The following is an 18,584-nucleotide window of genomic DNA, read 5'->3' as shown; positions in this document are numbered from 1 at the left end:
CGTCACCCCTTACCTGGCAGCCGACACCACGAGCACGGTCCGACTACCCTCGCGCCGTGAACGCAGTGGAGATCGAAGCACCCATCGTCGGTGTCACCGTCTATCCGGACCGGGCGCGGGTCACCCGCCGGGGCAGCACCCGGTTGGCCGCCGGTGAGCACCGGGTGCGTGTCGCGCCGTTGCCGCTGGGCCTGCGGCGGGACTCGCTTCGGGTCGGTGGCCGGGGTGCGGCCACCGTGCTCGGTGTGGACGTGACGACGTGGCGGCAGGCGCGCAGCGTTGACGGGCAGGTCCGCGAACTGGAGCAGCGGGCCCGGGAACTGGCCGACGAGTTGGCCGGGGTCGACGACGCAGACAGGATCGAGGAGCAGCGGGGGCAGTTCCTCGCCCGGCTGGCCGAGCGGGCCGGCGGCACGTACGCCCGCGCGCTGGCCTCCGGTGACGCCGACCCGAACGACGTGGTCACCTTCGCCGACTCGGTGGCCGGCCAACTCTCCGACTCCCACGGCCGGCGGCGCGGGCTGGCCCGGCGGCGTACCGACCTCACCGAGGAACTGGCGGCCGTCCAGCGGCAACTCGACGCCGCGAGCGGTAAGCGGCAACCTGACCGGCTGGCCGCCGAGGTGACCGTGTCCGTGGACGCCGACGACGCGGAGCTGGACCTGGAGCTGACCTACCTGGTCGACGGGGCCCGCTGGCAGTCCTCCTACGACCTGCGGCTGGTCGACGACACCATGACCGTGACCTGGTTCGGTCTGGTCAGTCAGGACACCGGCGAGGACTGGCCGGAGTGCGTACTCCAGCTCTCGACCGCCCGCCCGGCGGCGGCGGCCGGCGTACCCGAACTGTCGCCCTGGTATCTCGACCGGATCCGGCCGGCACCGCCGCAGACGCCCATGCCGGCGGCCAGCTTCGACAGGTGGCCGGGATCCCCGCCGCCCGGCGCGCCGCCGGCCCTCACGGGCGGTGCGGCCCGGTCCGGCCCGCCGCTCCCCAAGGTGCGGGAGAGCGTCGCCGCGGTCGAGCAGGGGGTCAGCGCGGCCACCTACCGGCCGGCCCGCCCGGTCGCGGTACCCGCCGACGGCAGCGCGCACCGGGCCACCATCGCCGTCCTGGACCTGCCGGCCCTACTGGACCATGTGACCGTGCCGGTCCACGCGGCCGAGGCGCACCTACGCGCGACGGTCCGCAACACCTCGGCACACACGCTGCTCCCCGGCCCAGCGGCAGTCTTCCACGGCGCCGACTTCATCACGGCCACCCGACTGCCGACGTGGGCACCCGGCGAGGAGACCGAACTGGCACTCGGGGTGGACGACCGGCTACGGGTAGAACGGAAACTACGCCGACGCGCCGACACCCGGGCCACCCTCGGCTCCACCCGACGGCGGGACGTGGAGTACCGAATCAACGTGGCCAACCACACACCCCGACCGGCGACCGTGGAGGTACGCGACCAACTCCCGGTATCCCGCGACGAGGCAGTGGTCGTCCGGGAACCCACCCTCACCCCACCGCCAGCCGAACGCACCGAGCTGGGCGAGCTGACCTGGCGGCTACGACTCGCGCCCGGGGAGAGCACCGAGATCACCATGGGCTTCCGGGTCGAACTCGCCAAGGGAATCGAACTGGCCGGCTGGCGGGAGTGACCGGGGCGATCGCCAGGTTCGGCCCCTGGCGCGGGATGAACCGGCTCGGACGGCAGCGTCGGGTCACACCAGCAGGTCGGGGCGGTTTTCGACCAACAGGTCGGGGCGATTCTCCACCAGCAGGTCGGGGCGGCCGAGCTGGAGCACGACCTTGTTTACCACGCGCTGGGCTGCGGCGAGGGAGCGCACGGCGAGCAGTCGTCCCCGGCTCTCCCGGCGCAGGACGAAGTAGTGCACTGCGGCGCGGACCTGCCCCCGGTCGGCCGCGCTGGACTGGGCGGTCTGCCGGACCAGCTCCCGAAGGCAGCTCGCAAGCTGCTCGGCCAGCTCAAGCTCGGGGCCGTGCAGGCCGGCGCGGAGTGCGGCAAGATGGCTGTCGACCTTGCGAATGAGCACGTCGGTGCCGGACCCGGAGCCTCGTTCCTCGACGGCCATCCGCTCTCCTCACCCTTAGCACTGCGGGTGAAGTTACTGTAGGTTGCGGCTCACAATCAAGCAGTTAAGTAAGACTTAACGGAAAAACCGCTCCTTCTGCGTGCATTTCTCCGTAGTCGAACAGCCGCCCGAACCGGCCGGGCGTGGGCCTCCCTTCCCGGGCCGGGTGGATGTCCCACCTCGGGGGCAGGATGGGAGGCATGGCGGAGGTGACGGCCGGCTTCGGCGCGGCGGAGGCGCACCGGGTGCTCGCGGGCTTCGGCCCGGCGACCCGGGAGTGGTTCACCGCGGCCTTCGCCGCCCCCACCGCCGCCCAGGTCGGCGCCTGGCGATCCGTGGCGGCGCGGCGCAACGCCCTGGTCGTCGCCCCCACCGGCTCCGGCAAGACCCTCGCCGCGTTCCTCTGGTCGCTGGACCGGCTTGCCGGGTCGCCGCCACCGGCCGAGCCCCGACAGCGCTGTCGGGTGCTCTACGTCAGCCCGCTCAAGGCGCTCGCCGTCGACGTCGAGCGCAACCTGCGCGGCCCGCTCGCGGGCATCCGGCAGGCCGCCACCCGGCTCGGCATCCCACCGCCGGAGATCACCGTGGGAATGCGCACCGGCGACACCCCCGCCGACGAGCGGCGGGCCTTCGCCCGCACCCCACCGGACATCCTCATCACCACCCCCGAGTCACTGTTCCTGCTACTCACCTCCGCCGCGCGGGACTCGCTGCGCGGCGTGGAGACGGTCATCGTCGACGAGGTACACGCGGTCTCCGGAACCAAGCGCGGCGCCCACCTCGCGCTCTCCCTGGAACGCCTCGACGAGTTGCTGCCCGCCCCCGCCCAGCGGATCGGCCTCTCCGCCACCGTCCGGCCGATCGACGCCTGCGCCCGGTTCCTCGGCGGGTCCCACCCCGTCGACGTGGTGCAGCCGCCAAGCGCCAAGACCATCGAGGTCAGCGTCCAGGTCCCGGTGGAGGACATGACCCGCCTCGACGAGCGGGAGCAACCCCCCGACGACCTCGGCGGCCCCGGCCCGCGCCGGGCCTCGATCTGGCCGGCCGTGGAGGAGCGGGTCTTCTCGTTGATCCGGGCACACCGCTCGACGATCGTCTTCACCAACTCCCGGCGCGGCGCCGAGCGGCTCTGCGCCCGGCTCAACGAGCTGGCCGCCGAGGAGCTGACCGGGCAGCCGGAGAGACCCCCCGCCCGGCCGCCGGCCGAGGTGATGGCCCAGTCCGGAGCGGCGGCCGGTGCGGCCCCGGTGATCGCCCGCGCCCACCACGGCAGCGTCTCCCGGGAAGAACGCAAGCACATCGAGGAGGCGCTCAAGTCCGGGCAGCTCCCCGCCGTGGTGGCCACCTCCAGCCTGGAGCTGGGCATCGACATGGGCGCCGTCGACCTGGTGGTGCAGATCGAGGCCCCGCCCAGCGTGGCCGCCGGCCTGCAACGCGTCGGCCGGGCCGGGCACCAGGTCGGCGCGGTCTCCCGGGGGGTGATCTTCCCGAAGCACCGGGGCGACCTGCTCTCCTGCGCGGTGGTCGCCGAGCGGATGGCCGCCGGCGCCATCGAGGAGCTGCACCACCCCCGCAACCCCCTGGACGTGCTGGCCCAGCAGGTCGTCGCCATGGTCGCGCTGGAACCGTGGCGGGTCGGCGACCTCGCCGCCCTGGTCCGGCGGTCGGCGCCCTTCGCCGAGCTGCCCGACTCCGCCCTGCACGCCGTGCTGGACATGCTCTCCGGGCGGTACCCGTCAACCGCGTTCGCCGAGCTGCGTCCCCGGCTGGTCTGGGACCGGGCCGCCGACGTGCTCACCGGCCGGCCCGGGGCGCAGCGACTTGCCGTGACCAGCGGGGGCACGATCCCCGACCGTGGTCTGTTCGGCGTCTTCCTGGCCGGGGCCGAACGGGCCGCCCGGGTCGGCGAGCTCGACGAGGAGATGGTCTACGAGTCGCGAATCGGCGACGTGTTCCTGCTCGGCTCGTCGTCGTGGCGGATCGAGGAGATCACCCCCGACCGGGTGCTGGTGTCCCCCGCCCCCGGGCAGGCCGCACGGATGCCGTTCTGGAAGGGCGACCAGCTCGGCCGGCCCGTGGAGCTGGGCCGGGCCATCGGCGCCCGGGTGCGCACCCTGCTGCGTCACGGCGACGAGGCTGCGGTGGCCGCGCTACGCGCCGGCGGGCTGGACGACTGGGCCGCCGGCAACCTGATGACATACCTGCGGGAGCAGCAGGCCGCCACCCGGTCGCTGCCCGACGACCGCACGGTGCTGGTCGAGCGGTTCCGCGACGAGCTGGGCGACTGGCGGCTCGCCGTGCACTCGGTGCTCGGCGCCCGGGTCAACGGCCCGTGGGCGCTGGCGATCGGCCGCCGGCTGGCCGAGCGGTACGGCGTCGACGCCCAGGTCATGCCGTCCGACGACGGGATCGTGGTGCGGCTGCCGGACACCGCCGAGGAGCCGCCCGGTGCCGATGTGGTCGTCTTCGAGCCCGACGAGATCACCCAGCTCGTCGAAGAGTCGGTCGGCACGTCCGCGCTGTTCGCGTCCCGGTTTCGGGAGTGCGCGGCCCGGTCGCTGCTGCTGCCCCGCCGCGACCCGCGCCGCCGCCAACCGCTCTGGCAACAGCGCCAGCGTTCCGCGCAACTGCTCGACGTCGCCCGCGAGTACGCCGACTTCCCGGTCACCCTGGAGGCCGCCCGGGAATGCCTCCAGGACGTCTTCGACCAGCCGGCGCTGGCCGGGCTGATGCGCGACCTGGCCGCCCGCAAGGTCCGCCTGGTCGAGGTGGAGACGACCCAGCCGTCGCCGTTCGCCCGATCGCTTCTCTTCGGATACGTCGGCGCGTTCCTCTACGAGGGCGACGCCCCCCTCGCGGAACGGCGGGCCGCCGCCCTGGCGCTGGACTCGGCGCTGCTCGGCGAACTGCTCGGCCGGGTGGACCTGCGCGAGCTGCTCGACCCGGCGGTGCTCGCCGAGACCGAGCGGCAGCTGCGCTGGCGCACCGAGCAGCGCCGCCCCCGCGACGCCGAGGACGCCGTCGAGCTGCTGCGCACCCTCGGCGACCTCTCCGAGCCGGAGCTGGCCGAGCGTGGTGCCCCAGTCGACTGGCTCACCGAGCTGGCGGCGACCCGCCGGGTGCTGCGGGTGCGGATTGCCGGCGAGGAGCGCTGGGTGATCATCGAGGACGCCGCCCGGCTGCGCGACGCGCTCGGTGTGGCGCTGCCGGTCGGGGTGGCCGAGGCGTACCTCGCGCCGGTGGCCGACCCGCTCGGGGACCTGGTCGCCCGGTACGCCCGCACTCACGGCCCGTTCGCCGCCGCCACCTGCGCCGCCCGGTTCGGCCTCGGGGTCTTCGTCGTGGAGCAGGCACTGCGCCGGCTCGCCGCCACCGGGCGGGTGATCTCCGGCGAGTTCGCCCCCGACAGCGTGGGCACCCAGTGGTGCGATGCGGAGGTGCTGCGGCTGCTGCGCCGCCGTTCCCTGGCCGCGCTGCGCCGGGAGATCGAGCCGGTGCCGCCGAGGGCGCTCGCGGCGTTCCTGCCCCGCTGGCAGCAGGTCGGCTCGTCGGCTCGGGGGATGGAGGCCCTCGCCGCCGCCGTGGAGCAGTTACAGGGGGCGGCGGTGCCAGCGTCCGCGCTGGAACGCCTGGTGCTGCCCGCCCGGGTCGCCGACTACTCCCCCGCCCAGCTCGACGAGCTCTGCGCCAGCGGCGAGGTGGTCTGGGCCGGGTCCGGGGCGATCTCCGGCGGCGACGGCTGGGTCACCCTGGCATACGCGGATGCCGCGCCGCTGCTGCTCCCCCCGCCCGACGACGCGCTGACCCGTACCCCGCTGCACGACGCCGTGCTCGATGCCCTCGCCGACGGTCAGGCGCTGTTCTTCCGGCCGCTGGCCGACCGGGTGGAATCCACCGACGACGCCGCACTGACCGCCGTGATCTGGGACCTGGTCTGGGCCGGGCACCTCACCAACGACACCCTCGCCCCGCTGCGGGCGGCGCTCGGCGGCGGCGGGGCGCACCGGTCCCGGCCGACCGCGCCGCGCACCCGGTACCGCCGCCCCGGCCGGGTCGCGCTGCCCAGCCGCAGCGGCCCGCCCACCGTCGCCGGCCGTTGGTCGCGGCTGCCGGAACGGGACCTCGACCCCACCCGGCGGGCCGCTGCCCTGGCCGACGTGCTGCTGGAGCGGCACGGCGTGGTGACCCGGGGCGCGGTCATCGCCGAGCAGGTCACCGGCGGCTTCGCCGCCGTGTACCCGGTGCTGTCCGCACTGGAGGAACGCGGGGCAGCCCGGCGGGGATACTTCGTGGAGGGGCTGGGCGCGGCCCAGTTCGCAGTGCCCGGCGCGGTGGAGCGGATCCGCGCCCTCGCCGACCCGACCGACGGCGGCCGGGGCCGGGGCGGGCAGACGCTGGTGCTCGCCGCCACCGACCCGGCCAACCCGTACGGCGCGGCCCTGCCCTGGCCGGAACGGGTGGTCGACTCCGGCGACGGGGCGGCCCCGGCCACCGGCCACCGGGCCGGCCGCAAGGCGGGCGCCGTGGTGGTGCAGGTCGGCGGCGACCTGGTGCTCTACGTCGAGCGCGGCGGCCGGACGATCCTCTCCTTCGCCGACGACCCGGACGCCCTCGCGGCGGCCGGCAAGGCGCTCGCCGACGCGGTGCACTCCGGCGCGCTGGGGGCGATGTCGGTGGAGCGGGCCGACGGGGATGCGATCTCCGCGTCCCCGCTGCGCGACGCGCTCACCTCCGCCGGCTTCCGGGCGACTCCCCGCGGCCTACGCCTACGCGGCTGACCACGCCTGCGGTGGTCGCCGCCGGACGGTCTGCCCCAACGGCTGAGCGGTCACCCGTCAACGAGTTGAACAGCAGGCTCGTCTGCGTGTCCAGGACCCCCGCGAGTCCACGGATTCTCTCCAGTGCGAGATCGAACTCCGACAGTGAAGCGGCGCGCAACTGTAGGACCAGGTCCCAGGCCCCGATCGTGGAAAACAGGGTCTCGACCTCGGGGTAGCCCCGCACCGCCCGTACTACGTCCTGGCCACGGTTCGGTTCGATCCTGACCATCGTGACGCCCCGGATGGCGTCCCGGTCGACGTCGTTGCTCAGCCGGACCGTGAACGCCTCGATCACCCCGGAGTCGCGGAGCCGCTCGATTCTCGCTGTCACCGTCGATCGGTTCACACCGAGGACCCGAGCCAGGACAGCGACCGGAGCGCGGCTGTCGTGACGCAACTCCGAGATCAGTCGGTGATCGAGATCATCAAGCACGCAAATCGCCCTCTCCCCCTGTGCAATCTGCTGCAATAGGCAGCAGATTGCGTACTAGTTGCTCATTGTGTCACCACTTCGGCTGCTCCTACGGTCAGGTCGTCACTGTCAGCTCTGGTGAAGGCCAGAACCCGTGTCCGCTTCCAACACCTCGGGACCGGTGGTCACCCACTTCGCGGCCCGCGCCGGCGACCACAATGACCACGCCATGCAGGGATCGCGCATGATCGCAGCCGAACTCGCAGCTCGCCTGGGGTCAGCGCCGGTCGTCATCGGGTCGCCCCAGCCCGCACTGTGCACGAACTGGGACGAGGAACTGGCCGTGGCTCGACCAGCGCTCCACGCCATGTCAGAGCACTTCGACGGGCTGTTCCACGACGGCGCTTTTCCCGTCACAGCGCTGAGCCGCTGCGCAGTCGCCTTGGCGACGCTCCCGGTCGTCGCCAGGCATCGCCCGGATGCGGTGGTCGTCTGGCTCGACGCGCATGCAGACCTCAACACACCCCAGAGCACCACCACTGGTTACCTCGGAGGCCTCGCCTTCAGCGGCCCGCTCGGAATGTGGGACTCCGGTCTGGGACAGGGACTGAAACCAGAAAACGCGATCCTCTGTGGGGCGCGCGACATCGACCCGGCCGAACAGCCCCTCATCGATGACGGCGTGATCACGCTGGTCGAGGTAGGCCCAGACCTGGCGGAAAGGTTGAGAGCCGCGATCGCCGGCCGTCCGGTCTACGTGCACATCGATTGTGACGTCCTCGAGCCCGGCACAGTGCCCACCGACTACCTCGTGCCCGGCGGCCTCACACTCGGCGATCTCAGATCCGCCGCGCTCGCCATGAGCGAGTTCGACGTCGTCGGGCTGGAAATCGGCGAGTTCGAGGCCGGGGAAGACCCCGATGGCGTCCCAATCCACCCCGGTCCGCTCCTGGACGCCCTTCAGCCGCTGCTCCGCATGGCGGGGATGCCCCGCGATAGTGGCCTCTGATGACCGCGCGCTCGGGCTCGCCCCAACCGCCCCAACACCGTGGGTGCGTCATGGAGACTGCGACCGAAGGCCCCGGTCACGGCACCGGCTGCGCGCCACCCCGGCGGGTCGCGAGCGCAGTGAGCGCGAGCGCCACCACGGCCGTGCCGACCGCGCACCACAGGATCGCCGTGAAGGTGTGCGGCACCACCCACTCGGCGACCACGATCAGGCCGACCGTCGCCGCCCACAGCGGCGCCGACGGCCACCGTGCGCCCGCCGCCACCTGGGCGTTGACCAGCACGAACACCAGCGCGTACAGGGCGCCGGTGGCGGCGAAGACCGGCGCGTAGCGGCCGAGGCCGACGTAGTCGGTGCCGCCCGCCAGGCGGAACGCGAGGCCACCGGCGAGCGCCGACGCCGCCACCAGCAACGCCCCGCAGCCGGCCACCAGCCCGAGGGCGATCATGAGGGCCCGCCGGTTGCCCTGCGCCAGGCGCGGGAGCGCCAGCACCGTGACCACCTGCGGTGCCCACAGCGCCCCCTTGGTGAGCACGGTCCCGACCGCGTACCCGCCCGAGGCGTCCGCGGGCAGCAGGTGGCGGGCCAGGATCAGGTCGGCGTACGAAACGACGAGCATCGCGAGCGTCGCCGAGCAGGCGGTGAGGACCTGACGGGCGGTGATGCCGTGGCCGCCCGACGCGTCGACCCGCGAACGGGCCAGGTGGGCCAGGACCGGCGGGATCAGCAACGTGACGGCCGTACCCGCCAGGACCGACCCGGTCAGGCCGGCACCGAGCAGCAGGCCGGCGATCAGTCCGGCGTACCGCCCGACGGCCAGCACCGCCATGCCGAGTGCCAGGCGTAGGAAGCGCTCGTCACCCTGCAACTCGCCCAGCCACCGGCCGGCCACCACCACGGCGCCGGTGTAGACCGCGAGCAGCAGCGTCACGGCCGGCGAAAGGTCCAGCAGCGCGCTCAGGACCGGCGTCAGGACGACCACGGCACCGGCACAGACGGCCGCGGTCAGCCAGCCGATCCGGCCGCTCGCCGCGCCGCGCGTACGGGCCCGGTGGATCGCGACCGCGATCTGCAGCCCCACCCCGGGAACGCCGGCGATCGCCGCGATCGCGAGGACGGTGGCCAGCGCGCCCAGGTCGCCGGGGCCGAGCTGTCGGGCGCCGAGGACGGGCACGAGGTAGCCGAGCCCGTTGGTCAGTGCTCCCGCCACGGCCACCGCCGCCCCGGACATGCCGATCCGCCGCCGGGCCGACGTCGTCGTGGTCATGGCACCAGCCGCCTGGGAGATGGGTCGCAGTGCCCACCGGGCACGACGCGGCTCAGAGCCGGCCGTCGTGCACGGCCCGGGTCACCCACGGGATCACCTCGTCGAGCATGGCGTCGAGGCCGGTCGTCGCGGTGAAGCCGAGCACCTCGCGGGCCTTGGCGACGTCCGGCACCCGCTTGGTCACGTCGTGCTCGAACGGCTTGTCGCTGACGTGGTGGAACGGCACATCCGGGCCCTTGATCTTGCGCCAGATCAGCTCGGCCAGCTCCAGCACCGTGGTCGACTCGGCGGTCGAGAGGTTGAAGTCATCGTTGCGCGCCGCCTCGTGCTCCATCGCCACCGCGATCCCGCGCGCCAGGTCGCCGCCGTAGGTGTAGTGGCGCACCTGCTCGCCGGTACCGAGGATGCGCAGCGGGTCCTGCCCCTTGACGATCTTCTGCACCAGGTCGGGGACCACATGCGACATCGCCAGCTTGACGTTGCCGGAGAGCACCTCCGCCTCGCCGAGCGCCCGCCCCTCGCCGACACCGACGCAGTTGAACGGCCGCACGATCGTGTACGGCAGCCCGTACTGGTCCCAGGCCGCCCGCGCGTAGTACTCGACCGCCAGCTTCTGGAAGCCGTACGAGGACAGCGGCGGCGGGATGCGCCGCTCGTCGCCCTCCCGGCTGGGCCAACGGTCGGTCGACTCGTACACCATCGACGACGAGATGTAGGTGACCTTGCGCAGCCGGCCGGCCCGGTGCGCCGCGATCGCCGCGTCGCAGGACGCCGCCATGATCCGCTCGTTGGTGGCGAGGAGGTCGTACGCGTACGCGTGGAAGTAGGAGATCCCGCCGATCATGGCGGCGCCGGCGACGAAGTGGTCGCAGTCGGCGAGCAGGTCGGCGAGGAGCGCGGCGTCGCGTGCGTCGCCCTCGACGAACCGGTAGCGGGGATGGTTGTCGTAGCTGTGCGCCACCGGGCCGTACTTCGAGTGGTTGTCGAGCCCGACCACGTCGTGCCCGCGACCGAGCAGTTCCTCGACCAGGTAGCCGCCGATGAATCCCGCCGAGCCGGTGACCAGCACCGTCGCCATCCGTATCTCCTCTACCGCGCCACGTCGATGTCGGTCGGCACGCCGCCGGTTGTCACTTCGTCGGTCGGCACGTCGCCGGTCGCCACGTCCGGCGCGGGCGCGGCCGGCGCCGGGCGCCGCGCCTCCCACCGCGCGGCGAGCTGCTGCGTGGTCAGCCGCCGACCGAACGCGAAAAAGTACCAGCGCAGATAGCTGGGCAGGAACCGCCCCAGGTCGAAGTGGGACTCGCCGAGCTGCCGATCCAGCCAGATCGTCGGGATCTCGGCGACCGGGCGACGCAACCGGGTCGCCTTCGCGGTCAGCTCGATGCCGATCTCGAACCCGGTCCGGGACTCGATGCCGACCTCGCGGACGAAGTCGGTGTCGTACGCCTTGAAGCTGTTGGTCGCGTCGCGGGTGCCGACCCTCGCCAGCAGCCACAGGGTGCGCCCGGCCCACCGGGAGGCCATCCGCTTGAATCGCGGCCCGCCGACCTGCTGCCCGCCGGGCATGTAACGGGACGCGGCGGCGACCACCACCCCACGGTCGACGAGCCGGGCCAGCTCGTCGATCTGCCGTGGGTCGTCACAGCCGTCGGCCATCGTCACCACGGCGACCGGCGCTTGTGCCGCGTCGATGCCGAACCGGATCGCGTTGGCCGGCCCGGACCCGTATGTGTTGAGCACCGGACGGACCCGCGGATCGCGGCGGGCGACCTCCTCGGCGTACGGGACGGTGGTGTCCTCCGGCATGTCGTGCACGATGAGCACCTCGGCCGGCAGCAGCACCTCACGCAGGATCCGGTCGAGACAGCGGACGACGTCCGCGCCCTCGTTGTAGACCGGGATGACCACCGTGACCCGGGGTCTCATACCCGCACGCCCCGTCCGGTCAGGCCCCACATGTCAATCAGTGGCTTGTCGGTGTCGAGGTCGGCGTATTCGGCGTGCGGTGCGGCGATCACCAGCAGGTCGGCGCGGCTGAGCACGTCGGCGAGCGGGACGAGCCGGTCGTCGACCACGTACGGGTCGGTGCACAGGGTCTCCCCCGCCTTGAGCGTCAGAATCTTGCGCAGCTTGTACGCCAGGCTGCTGCGGGTGTCGTCGCTGCCGCCCTTGAACGCCATGCCCAGGATGCCGACGGTCATCGTGGCGAGGTCGAACCGGTCCTCCAGCCGGGAGACCAGGTACAGCGGCAGACCCTCGTTGATCAACATCGCCGAGTGCCCGAGCACGAAGTTGTTCCGGTTGAACGCGGCCAGCTGCATGGTGTCCTTGAGCAGGCACGGTCCGGCGGCGAAACCGGGCATCGGCAGGTCGGCCGCGCGCGGGTAGTCGAACGCGACGGCGTGCCGGATGCGGGCGAAGTCGAGGCCGAAGTCGTTGGCCATCATCCAGAACTGGTTCGCGGTCGCGAACTTCACGTACCGCCAGGTGTTGGTGAACAGCTTTGCGAGCTCGGCCTCCTCCGGCTCCAGCTCGACGATCGAGTCGGTGAGCCGGCGGAAGAGCCGCTCCGCCCGTTCCATGGCCCGCGGCGTCCGGGCCGCGACGATCTGCGGCAGGGTGAACAGCTCGGTCATCGCCCGGCCCTCGGCGATCCGCTCCGGGCAGAACGCCACGTCGACCGCGAGGCCCCGGCGCGCCAAGAGCTTCTCGGTCAGCGCCGTCACGCCCGGGTAGACCGTGCTGCGCAGGACCACCAGTTGCCCGTCGTGCAGGTGCTCGGCGCAGCGTTCCAACGCCCGGGGCACCGCGCTGAGGTCGGGGTTGAGGTGTTCGTCGACCGGGGTGCCGACGACCACGATCAGGGTCTCGGCCAGACCGACGCTCGTCGCCTCGGTGCTCGCCCGCAACCGGCCGGCGGCCAGCGCCTCGGTCAGCAGCTCCGCGGCGCCCGCCTCGGCGAAGGGCAGCGCACCGGAATTGACCCGGTCAACCGCGGCGGCGTCGATGTCGTACAGCACGACGCTCAGGCCGCGCGAGGCCAGCGCGATACCCAGCGGCAGGCCGACCCGCCCGCACCCGCCCACGACACAGACGTCGACCGCCACCGCACCGTCCGCCTGTGTCATCGCCGCACCCTTCCGCCGGCCCGGCGCGGAAATCGCCCGCCGGCCAGTGCAGGTTACTGGTGAGGAAACCTCGGGTCTACCCACCCGTCGATAAGGGTCTAAGGTTCCACCCCATGGCCAGCACGCTGCCCACGGAACTGAGTTCGCGGTTCGCCGCCAGGCTCCCGGCCCGCGCCGTCGGGGCCGCTGTTCGGCTCGCCTATCCGCGGGTCGAACCGGAGCTCGCCCGGCTGCCCTCCTACGCGCCGCGCGGCGGCACCGCGGTGGACATCGGCGCCTGGTACGGGCCGTGGACTCGCGGCCTGCGGCGGCTGGCCGATCGGGTCGTGGCGGTGGAACCGGCCGCCGAGCTGGCGCGCTGCGTGGCCGCCGCCTACCCGGACGTGCGGGTCGTCGAGGCGGTGGCCTCCGACCGGACGGGCACCGCGGAGCTGTTCGTTCCCACCGGTGGTCCCGGTATCGGCACCTCGTCTCTGGAGCACGGGGACGGCCCATCGGTCACCGTGGAGCGGATCACCGTGGACGGTCTCGGGCTCACCGACGTGCGGTTCGTCAAGCTCGACGTCGAGGGCCACGAACTGCCGGCGTTACGCGGCGCCGAGCGCACCATCCGGCGGGACGGCCCGCTTCTGCTCATCGAACTCGAGGAACGGATCCAGCCGATCGGCCCGGTGCTCGCGCTGCTCGACGGGTGGAACTACCGGCCGTACGTCATGCCGGACGACCGCTGGCTGCCGCTGGCCGGCTTCGACCTGGTCGCACACCAGCGGGCGGCGCTCGGCCGGGTGGCGCAGAGCTTCGCCCGGCGGGTCGTCCACCCGCGTCCGCGCTACGTCAACATGGTCCTGTTCCGCCCCGAGGAGCCGCCCCGATGACCGAGCCGGCGGCCACGGCCGCGCCCGACACCACGGCCGCCCAGCGCGTCGACCTGATCCACGTCGCCGCCGTCGTGCTGATCACCGCGAGCGTGTTCTGGCGGGCGTCGATCACCACACGCGGGTTCCTCACCGCCGACGACTTCCCGATCATCGCCCAGGCCGACGCCGGCGGCCTGTCACCGGGGCACCTGTTCTCCCTCTACAACAACCACCTCATGCCGGCCGCCCGGCTGCTCACCTGGGTCACCCACCGGCTGACCGAGTACGACTACTGGCCGTACGCCACGCTCATGGTGCTCGGTCAGTTGGCCGTCAGCGTCGCCTTCTACCGGCTGCTGCGCCTGCTGCTCCCGGCGGGCTGGGCGTTGCTGGTGCCGCTCTGCCTGTTCCTGTTCAACCCGCTGACGCTGGAGGTCAGCGCGTGGTGGGCGGTGGGGATCAACCTGCTGCCGATGCAGTTGGCCATGATCGTGGCCATCGGGGCCCAGGTGCGTTACCTCCGTACCCGCCGACCCCGCCACCTGGTCACGCTCGGCGCGTCGGTCGTCGTCGCCCTGCTCTTCTTCGAGAAGGCGCTGCTGGTGGTCGCGGTGGTCTTCCTGCTGACGCTCTGCCTCTACGCACCGGGCGGGCCGCTGCGGGCGGTGCTGACCACGATCCGCCGCTGGTGGCCCGCCTGGCTGGTGCTCACCGGGATCTCCGTGGTGTTCCTGGCCGGCTACCTGTCGGTGTCGGCGTCGACGCTGCGCGCGCCGACCTCGGCGGGCGAGGTGGGCACGTTCCTCCAGCAGTTCTACGGGCAGTCCCTCCCCGCCGGCCTGGTGGGCGGCCCGTGGACCTGGCTCGACGCCGCGGACGGCCCCGCCGTCGTCGCCCCGACCCAGGCCGCCCAGTGGGTTTCGTGGGCAATCGTGGCGGCGTTCGTCGGGTTCACGGTGTGGCTGCGCCGCGCGGTGGCGGTCCGGGCATGGATCCTGCTGGCGCTCTGCTCCGGGCTGGCGGCCGGGCTGATCGGCGCGACCCGGCTCGGGTCCGGGTTCAGCGGGGTGGCCGGGCTGGTGCCGCGCTACTTCGGTGATCTGCTGCTGGTCGCGGCCCTCTGCGTCGGCGTGGCGCTCTGCGGCCTGCGCCGCGCGGAGCCCGCCCCTGCAGAGCCGGCCGCCGCAGAACCCACCGATGCCGCCGAACCGGCACCGATCCGTCGCCACCCCCAGCAGTTCGCCACCGCGCTCGCCGTCGGCCTGGTCCTGCTGATCGCCAGCAGCGTCTACAGCGGCGTCGACTTCGGCACCGACTGGCGGTCCAAGGCCGGGCGCGACTACCTGAACACAGCCCGCGCCGACCTGGCCATCGCCGAGCCGGGGACCGTCTTCATGGACCAGCCGGTGCCCGAGCCGGTGGTCCCCGGGTTGTCCCACCCGTGGAACCTGCAATCGCGATTCTTCGCACCGCTCGACGACGGGCCGATCTTCGTGACCAGGGCCCGCAAGCTGTGGGTCTTCGACGCCTCCGGCCACGTCCGCCCGGCCTGGGTCAAGGGCGTCAAGGCGGCGCCCGGGCCGACGCCGGGTTGCGGCTACCCGGTCACGAGGGGCCGGACGGCGCGGATCCCCCTGAAAGCGACGGTCGTCGACTACTGGCAGGCGGTGCGGATCGGGTACATCAGCGACCGGGACACCACCGCCACGTTCCGGCTCGGCGACGGCGAGGCGGTGCCGTTCGACGTACACCGCGGGCTCAACGCGATGTTCCTGCTCGTGTCTGCCGGTGGCGACGAGGTCCAGCTCACGGTGGGCGACCCGACGGCCTCGTTCTGCACCGACGAGATCGAGATCGGCGCGCTGGTGCCACAGCCGGTCGGGTAGCCAATGCGCCACCGGCTGATCCCGCACACCGTGCCGCACGCCGTCGCGGCGGCGATCACCGCCGTGGTGCTCGCCCCGCTGGTCCTACCCGGCTACGTGCTGCGTTACGACATGGTCTTCGTGCCCCGTCAGCCGCTGAACTGGGAGATGGTCGCGCCGGCCGACGCGCTGCCCCGCGCCGTACCGCTGGACGCGCTGGTGTCGGCCGCCAACCTCGTCGCGCCGGGCTGGTTGGTGCAGCGGATCGCGCTGGTCGCGATCGTCTACCTGGCGGCGCTCGGCATGGCCCGACTGATGCCGACCGGACGGACGCTCACCCGGGTGGCCGGCGCGTTCGCCTATGCCTGGACGCCGTACCTCGCCGAGCGGCTGCTGCTCGGGCAGTGGGGCCTCCTGCTGGCGTACGCGGCCCTGCCCTGGCTGGTCGCCGCGGTGCGGGACGTGCGCACCGGCCGGCCCGGCGGGCTGGCCCGCCTGGTGCTGGCGGCGGCACCGGCGGCGGTGACCCCGACCGGCGGTGTGATCGCGCTCTGCACCGTGGCGGTGCTGCTGCCCGGTGGCTTCGCGGGCTGGCGCCGGGTCACCGCCGCTGCCCTCGGCGCGGTCGCCGCGCTCAACGCGCCCTGGCTGGTCGCGGCCGCGACGAGTGCCGCCGACGGCCGATCGGACCCGGAAGGCGTCGCCGCGTTCGCCGCGCGGGCCGAGAACTGGGGCGGCGCGTGGACCGCGCTGGCCGGCACCGGCGGCATCTGGAACGCGCAGACCGTTCCCGACAGCCGGTCCTCACCGCTGGTGCCGGTCGCGACGCTGGTGCTGCTCGCGGTGGCCGTGGTGGGTGTGCGGGAACTACGCCGGCGGTGGCCGGGCGGAGCCGGGCGGCTCGGGCTGCTCGCGGCCGGCGCGTTCCTGGTCGCCGCGGCGGGCACCGCGCCCGGAGCACCGCTCCTGGAACGGCTCATCGACACGGTTCCGGGCGCCGGGTTGCTGCGCGACGGCCAGAAGTTCCTGATCCCGTACGCGGTCCTGCTCGCACTGGGGGTGGCCCTCGGCGCCGAGGTGCTCGCCGGCAGGTTGGCTCGCCGCCTCGACGCCGGGGCGGGCCGGGTCGTGCTGGTCGCGGCCGCGCTGCTGCCGGTGGCGGTCCTGCCCGACCTGGCCTTCGGCGCCGCCGGGCAGCTTCGGCCGGTGCACTACCCGGCCGACTGGGACGCGGTGGCGACGCGGGTCGCCGCTGCGCCCGGCGAGGTGCTCTCGCTGCCGTTCGAGGGCTACCAGCGTTACGGCTGGGCCCGGGACACTGTGGTGCGTGACCCCGCGCCGCGCTACCTGGACGCGCCGGTGCTGATGAACGACGCACTGCGGGTCGGCGACGTGACGGTCGACGGCGAGAACCCACGGGCGGCGCGGGTCCGTGCAGTGCTCGACGCGGACGGCCCGCTCGCCGAACTGGGGGTTCGGTGGGTGCTCATCCGGCGCGAACCCGGCGTCGAGCCACCTGCGACGGCCCTCGCCGGGCTGCGTCCGGTTTTCGCCGGCCCGCACCTCGAACTGTGGGAGAACCCGGCCGCCGTCCCGCCGCCGCCGCCCGCCGCCTCGCGGTGGCCCGCGGCCGCCGCGCACCTGGCCGCCGCGTCGATCGTGGTTTTCGCTCTCCTGACCCTACTGCTACGTCGACGAACGCCGTGGTATGGTCCGCGCATTCACGAACCCGGGGAGGTAGGACTATGGCCAAGCTGGCCACGTTCGCCGTCGCTGCTGTCCTCGGCGCGGCGCTGGGCTTCATCAGCCTCGTCGCAACGGTCGGAGCGGTGAGTCCGTCCGCCGACCACGTCGCCGAGGAAACCACCACCAACTCTGTCACCAAGGTCTACGGCAACCGCTGATCCGCTAGCTGCGATGTGGTCGCCGGCAACTGCCCGGCGACCACATCGGCGAATGCCTCCCCCGACACCGCCCAGGTGAAGCGCCGCGCATAGGCCACGGCCTCCGTGCCCATCTCCGCGCGCCGGTCCGACTCCAGCAGCAACGCCCGAATGGCCTGGAAGAACTGGAACTCGTCGTCGACCAACATGCCGGTCTGCCCGTCGGCCATCGCCTCGGCGACCCCGCCGGCGGCGCGGAACGCCACGGACGGGGTGCCCCGGGCACCGGCCTCCACGATGGTCAGCCCCCAGCCCTCCTTGAGCGACGGCACCAGCGACACCCACGAGCGGCACAGCAACTCGTGCTTGCGCTCCTCCGGGACGAACCCGGTGAACCGGACCCGGTCGGCGATGTCGAGTTCGGCGGCGAGCCGCCGCAGCGGCTCGTCCCACCAGCCCTGGCCGGCCACCACCAGCTCGATCTCCGGCAGCTCCGTGGCGAGCAGCGCGGTGGCGCGCAGCGCCAGCTCCACCCGCTTGTGCGGAACGAGCCGGCCGAGCACCACCAGGCTCGGGTGAGCGGTACGCGGCACCGGCGCGCCGACGACAGCCGGCGTTCCGTTGTAGATGATCGCGATGCGACCCGGGTCCACGCCGAGCCCGGCGAGCTCACCGCGGGTCGACTCGGACACCGTGACGTACCGGCAGGCCCGGTAGACCCGGACCGCCAGCCGCGACTCGATCCACCAGCCGATCCGGGCCATCCACGGGCCGAAGACCACCGGCCACTGCTCACGGTGCACGTGGTGGACCAGCGCGATGACCGGGCAGCGGGCGTAGACCCGGCTGAGGAACGGCATGCCGTTGCAGACGTCGACGATCACGTCCGGCCGGCCGAGCCGCCGACGGGCGAGCGGACCGACGCCGAGGGCCCCCGCCAGGTAGACCAGGGCCGCGTACAGGTAGACCGTGTGGCGGCCGCCGCGACGCAGGATGCGGACTCCCCCGGGCATCAGCTCCAGGGCGGGGCCGTCGGCGTGCGCCTGGCAGAACAGGGTCACCCGGTAGCCGCGGGCGGCCAACTCGTCGGCGACCCGTTCGAGGAAGACCTCCGAACCGCCGCCCTCCGGATGCCGGGTGTCCCGCCAGCTCAGGAAGAGGACGTGCGGACCAGAGGTTTGGGTCATGGCCTACTCATCCACCCCTACTTACGAGTACGGTTCGCGGTTGCGTCACACTAGGGCGCTCTGCAGAGT

At 73.1% G+C, this 18,584-nt stretch carries 13 protein-coding genes; 6 read left to right on the top strand and 7 right to left on the bottom strand.

Going from position 1 to position 18,584, the window contains the following annotated elements:
- The first annotated feature begins 56 nt into the window (after positions 1–56).
- Complete coding sequence (locus SNR22_RS01855; RefSeq protein ID WP_320064545.1) at positions 57–1,649, top strand: mucoidy inhibitor MuiA family protein; 1,593 nt, start codon at positions 57–59, stop codon at positions 1,647–1,649.
- 63 nt (positions 1,650–1,712) lie between these two features.
- On the opposite strand, the gene SNR22_RS01850 is transcribed toward SNR22_RS01855, so the two are convergent.
- Entirely contained in the window at positions 1,713–2,084 is a 372-nt protein-coding gene (locus tag SNR22_RS01850; RefSeq protein WP_320064544.1) for a hypothetical protein, read from the bottom strand.
- Positions 2,085–2,275: 191 nt separating this feature from the next.
- On the opposite strand from SNR22_RS01850, the gene SNR22_RS01845 reads away from it, so the two are divergent.
- Positions 2,276–6,862, top strand: a complete 4,587-nt coding sequence (locus SNR22_RS01845; RefSeq protein WP_413775569.1) for an ATP-dependent helicase — start codon at positions 2,276–2,278, stop codon at positions 6,860–6,862.
- Here SNR22_RS01845 and SNR22_RS01840 read toward each other — a convergent pair.
- Positions 6,810–7,337, bottom strand: coding sequence for an Lrp/AsnC family transcriptional regulator (locus tag SNR22_RS01840; RefSeq protein ID WP_320064542.1), 528 nt, complete (start codon positions 7,335–7,337; stop codon positions 6,810–6,812). The genes SNR22_RS01845 and SNR22_RS01840 overlap by 53 nt on opposite strands.
- Before the next feature lie 133 nt (positions 7,338–7,470).
- On the opposite strand from SNR22_RS01840, the gene SNR22_RS01835 reads away from it, so the two are divergent.
- On the top strand, positions 7,471–8,325 hold the full coding sequence (locus SNR22_RS01835; RefSeq protein WP_320064540.1) for an arginase family protein: 855 nt from the start codon (positions 7,471–7,473) through the stop codon (positions 8,323–8,325).
- A 76-nt stretch (positions 8,326–8,401) separates the two neighbouring features.
- Here the strand turns inward: SNR22_RS01835 and SNR22_RS01830 are convergent, their stop codons facing one another.
- From SNR22_RS01830 to SNR22_RS01815, 4 genes are read right to left on the bottom strand one after another with little or no spacing between them, the layout of a single operon-like run.
- Positions 8,402–9,592: a polysaccharide biosynthesis protein gene (locus SNR22_RS01830; protein ID WP_320064538.1), complete on the bottom strand. Its 1,191-nt coding sequence runs from the start codon at positions 9,590–9,592 to the stop codon at positions 8,402–8,404.
- 52 nt (positions 9,593–9,644) lie between these two features.
- Positions 9,645–10,670, bottom strand: a complete 1,026-nt coding sequence (locus SNR22_RS01825) for an NAD-dependent epimerase/dehydratase family protein (RefSeq protein WP_320064536.1) — start codon at positions 10,668–10,670, stop codon at positions 9,645–9,647.
- Between the two features lie 11 nt (positions 10,671–10,681).
- Positions 10,682–11,521 carry a glycosyltransferase family 2 protein gene (locus SNR22_RS01820; RefSeq protein WP_320064534.1) on the bottom strand — a complete coding sequence of 280 codons (840 nt, stop codon included), beginning with the start codon at positions 11,519–11,521 and terminating at the stop codon, positions 10,682–10,684.
- Positions 11,518–12,723 (bottom strand): nucleotide sugar dehydrogenase, encoded by a 1,206-nt coding sequence (locus SNR22_RS01815; protein WP_320064532.1) that lies wholly within the window; start codon positions 12,721–12,723, stop codon positions 11,518–11,520. Before SNR22_RS01815 ends, SNR22_RS01820 begins: the two co-directional genes overlap by 4 nt.
- Positions 12,724–12,836: 113 nt before the next feature.
- On the opposite strand from SNR22_RS01815, the gene SNR22_RS01810 reads away from it, so the two are divergent.
- The 3 genes from SNR22_RS01810 to SNR22_RS01800 are packed head-to-tail and all read left to right on the top strand — an operon-like array spanning position 12,837 to position 17,278.
- Entirely contained in the window at positions 12,837–13,598 is a 762-nt protein-coding gene (locus SNR22_RS01810) for an FkbM family methyltransferase (protein ID WP_320064530.1), read from the top strand.
- Positions 13,595–15,466 carry a hypothetical protein gene (locus SNR22_RS01805; protein WP_320064528.1) on the top strand — a complete coding sequence of 624 codons (1,872 nt, stop codon included), beginning with the start codon at positions 13,595–13,597 and terminating at the stop codon, positions 15,464–15,466. Before SNR22_RS01810 ends, SNR22_RS01805 begins: the two co-directional genes overlap by 4 nt.
- 3 nt (positions 15,467–15,469) lie before the next feature.
- Positions 15,470–17,278: a hypothetical protein gene (locus tag SNR22_RS01800; protein ID WP_320064527.1), complete on the top strand. Its 1,809-nt coding sequence runs from the start codon at positions 15,470–15,472 to the stop codon at positions 17,276–17,278.
- A gap of 55 nt (positions 17,279–17,333) precedes the next feature.
- Here the strand turns inward: SNR22_RS01800 and SNR22_RS01795 are convergent, their stop codons facing one another.
- The gene (locus tag SNR22_RS01795; protein WP_320064526.1) at positions 17,334–18,515 is read right to left on the bottom strand and encodes a glycosyltransferase family 4 protein; all 1,182 of its coding nucleotides are present in this window, start codon (positions 18,513–18,515) and stop codon (positions 17,334–17,336) included.
- Positions 18,516–18,584 lie beyond the last annotated feature (69 nt).

This window comes from Micromonospora sp. RTGN7 (assembly GCF_033804645.1).
Taxonomy (GTDB): domain Bacteria; phylum Actinomycetota; class Actinomycetes; order Mycobacteriales; family Micromonosporaceae; genus Micromonospora.
This window is presented reverse-complemented; position numbering and strand designations above follow the sequence as displayed.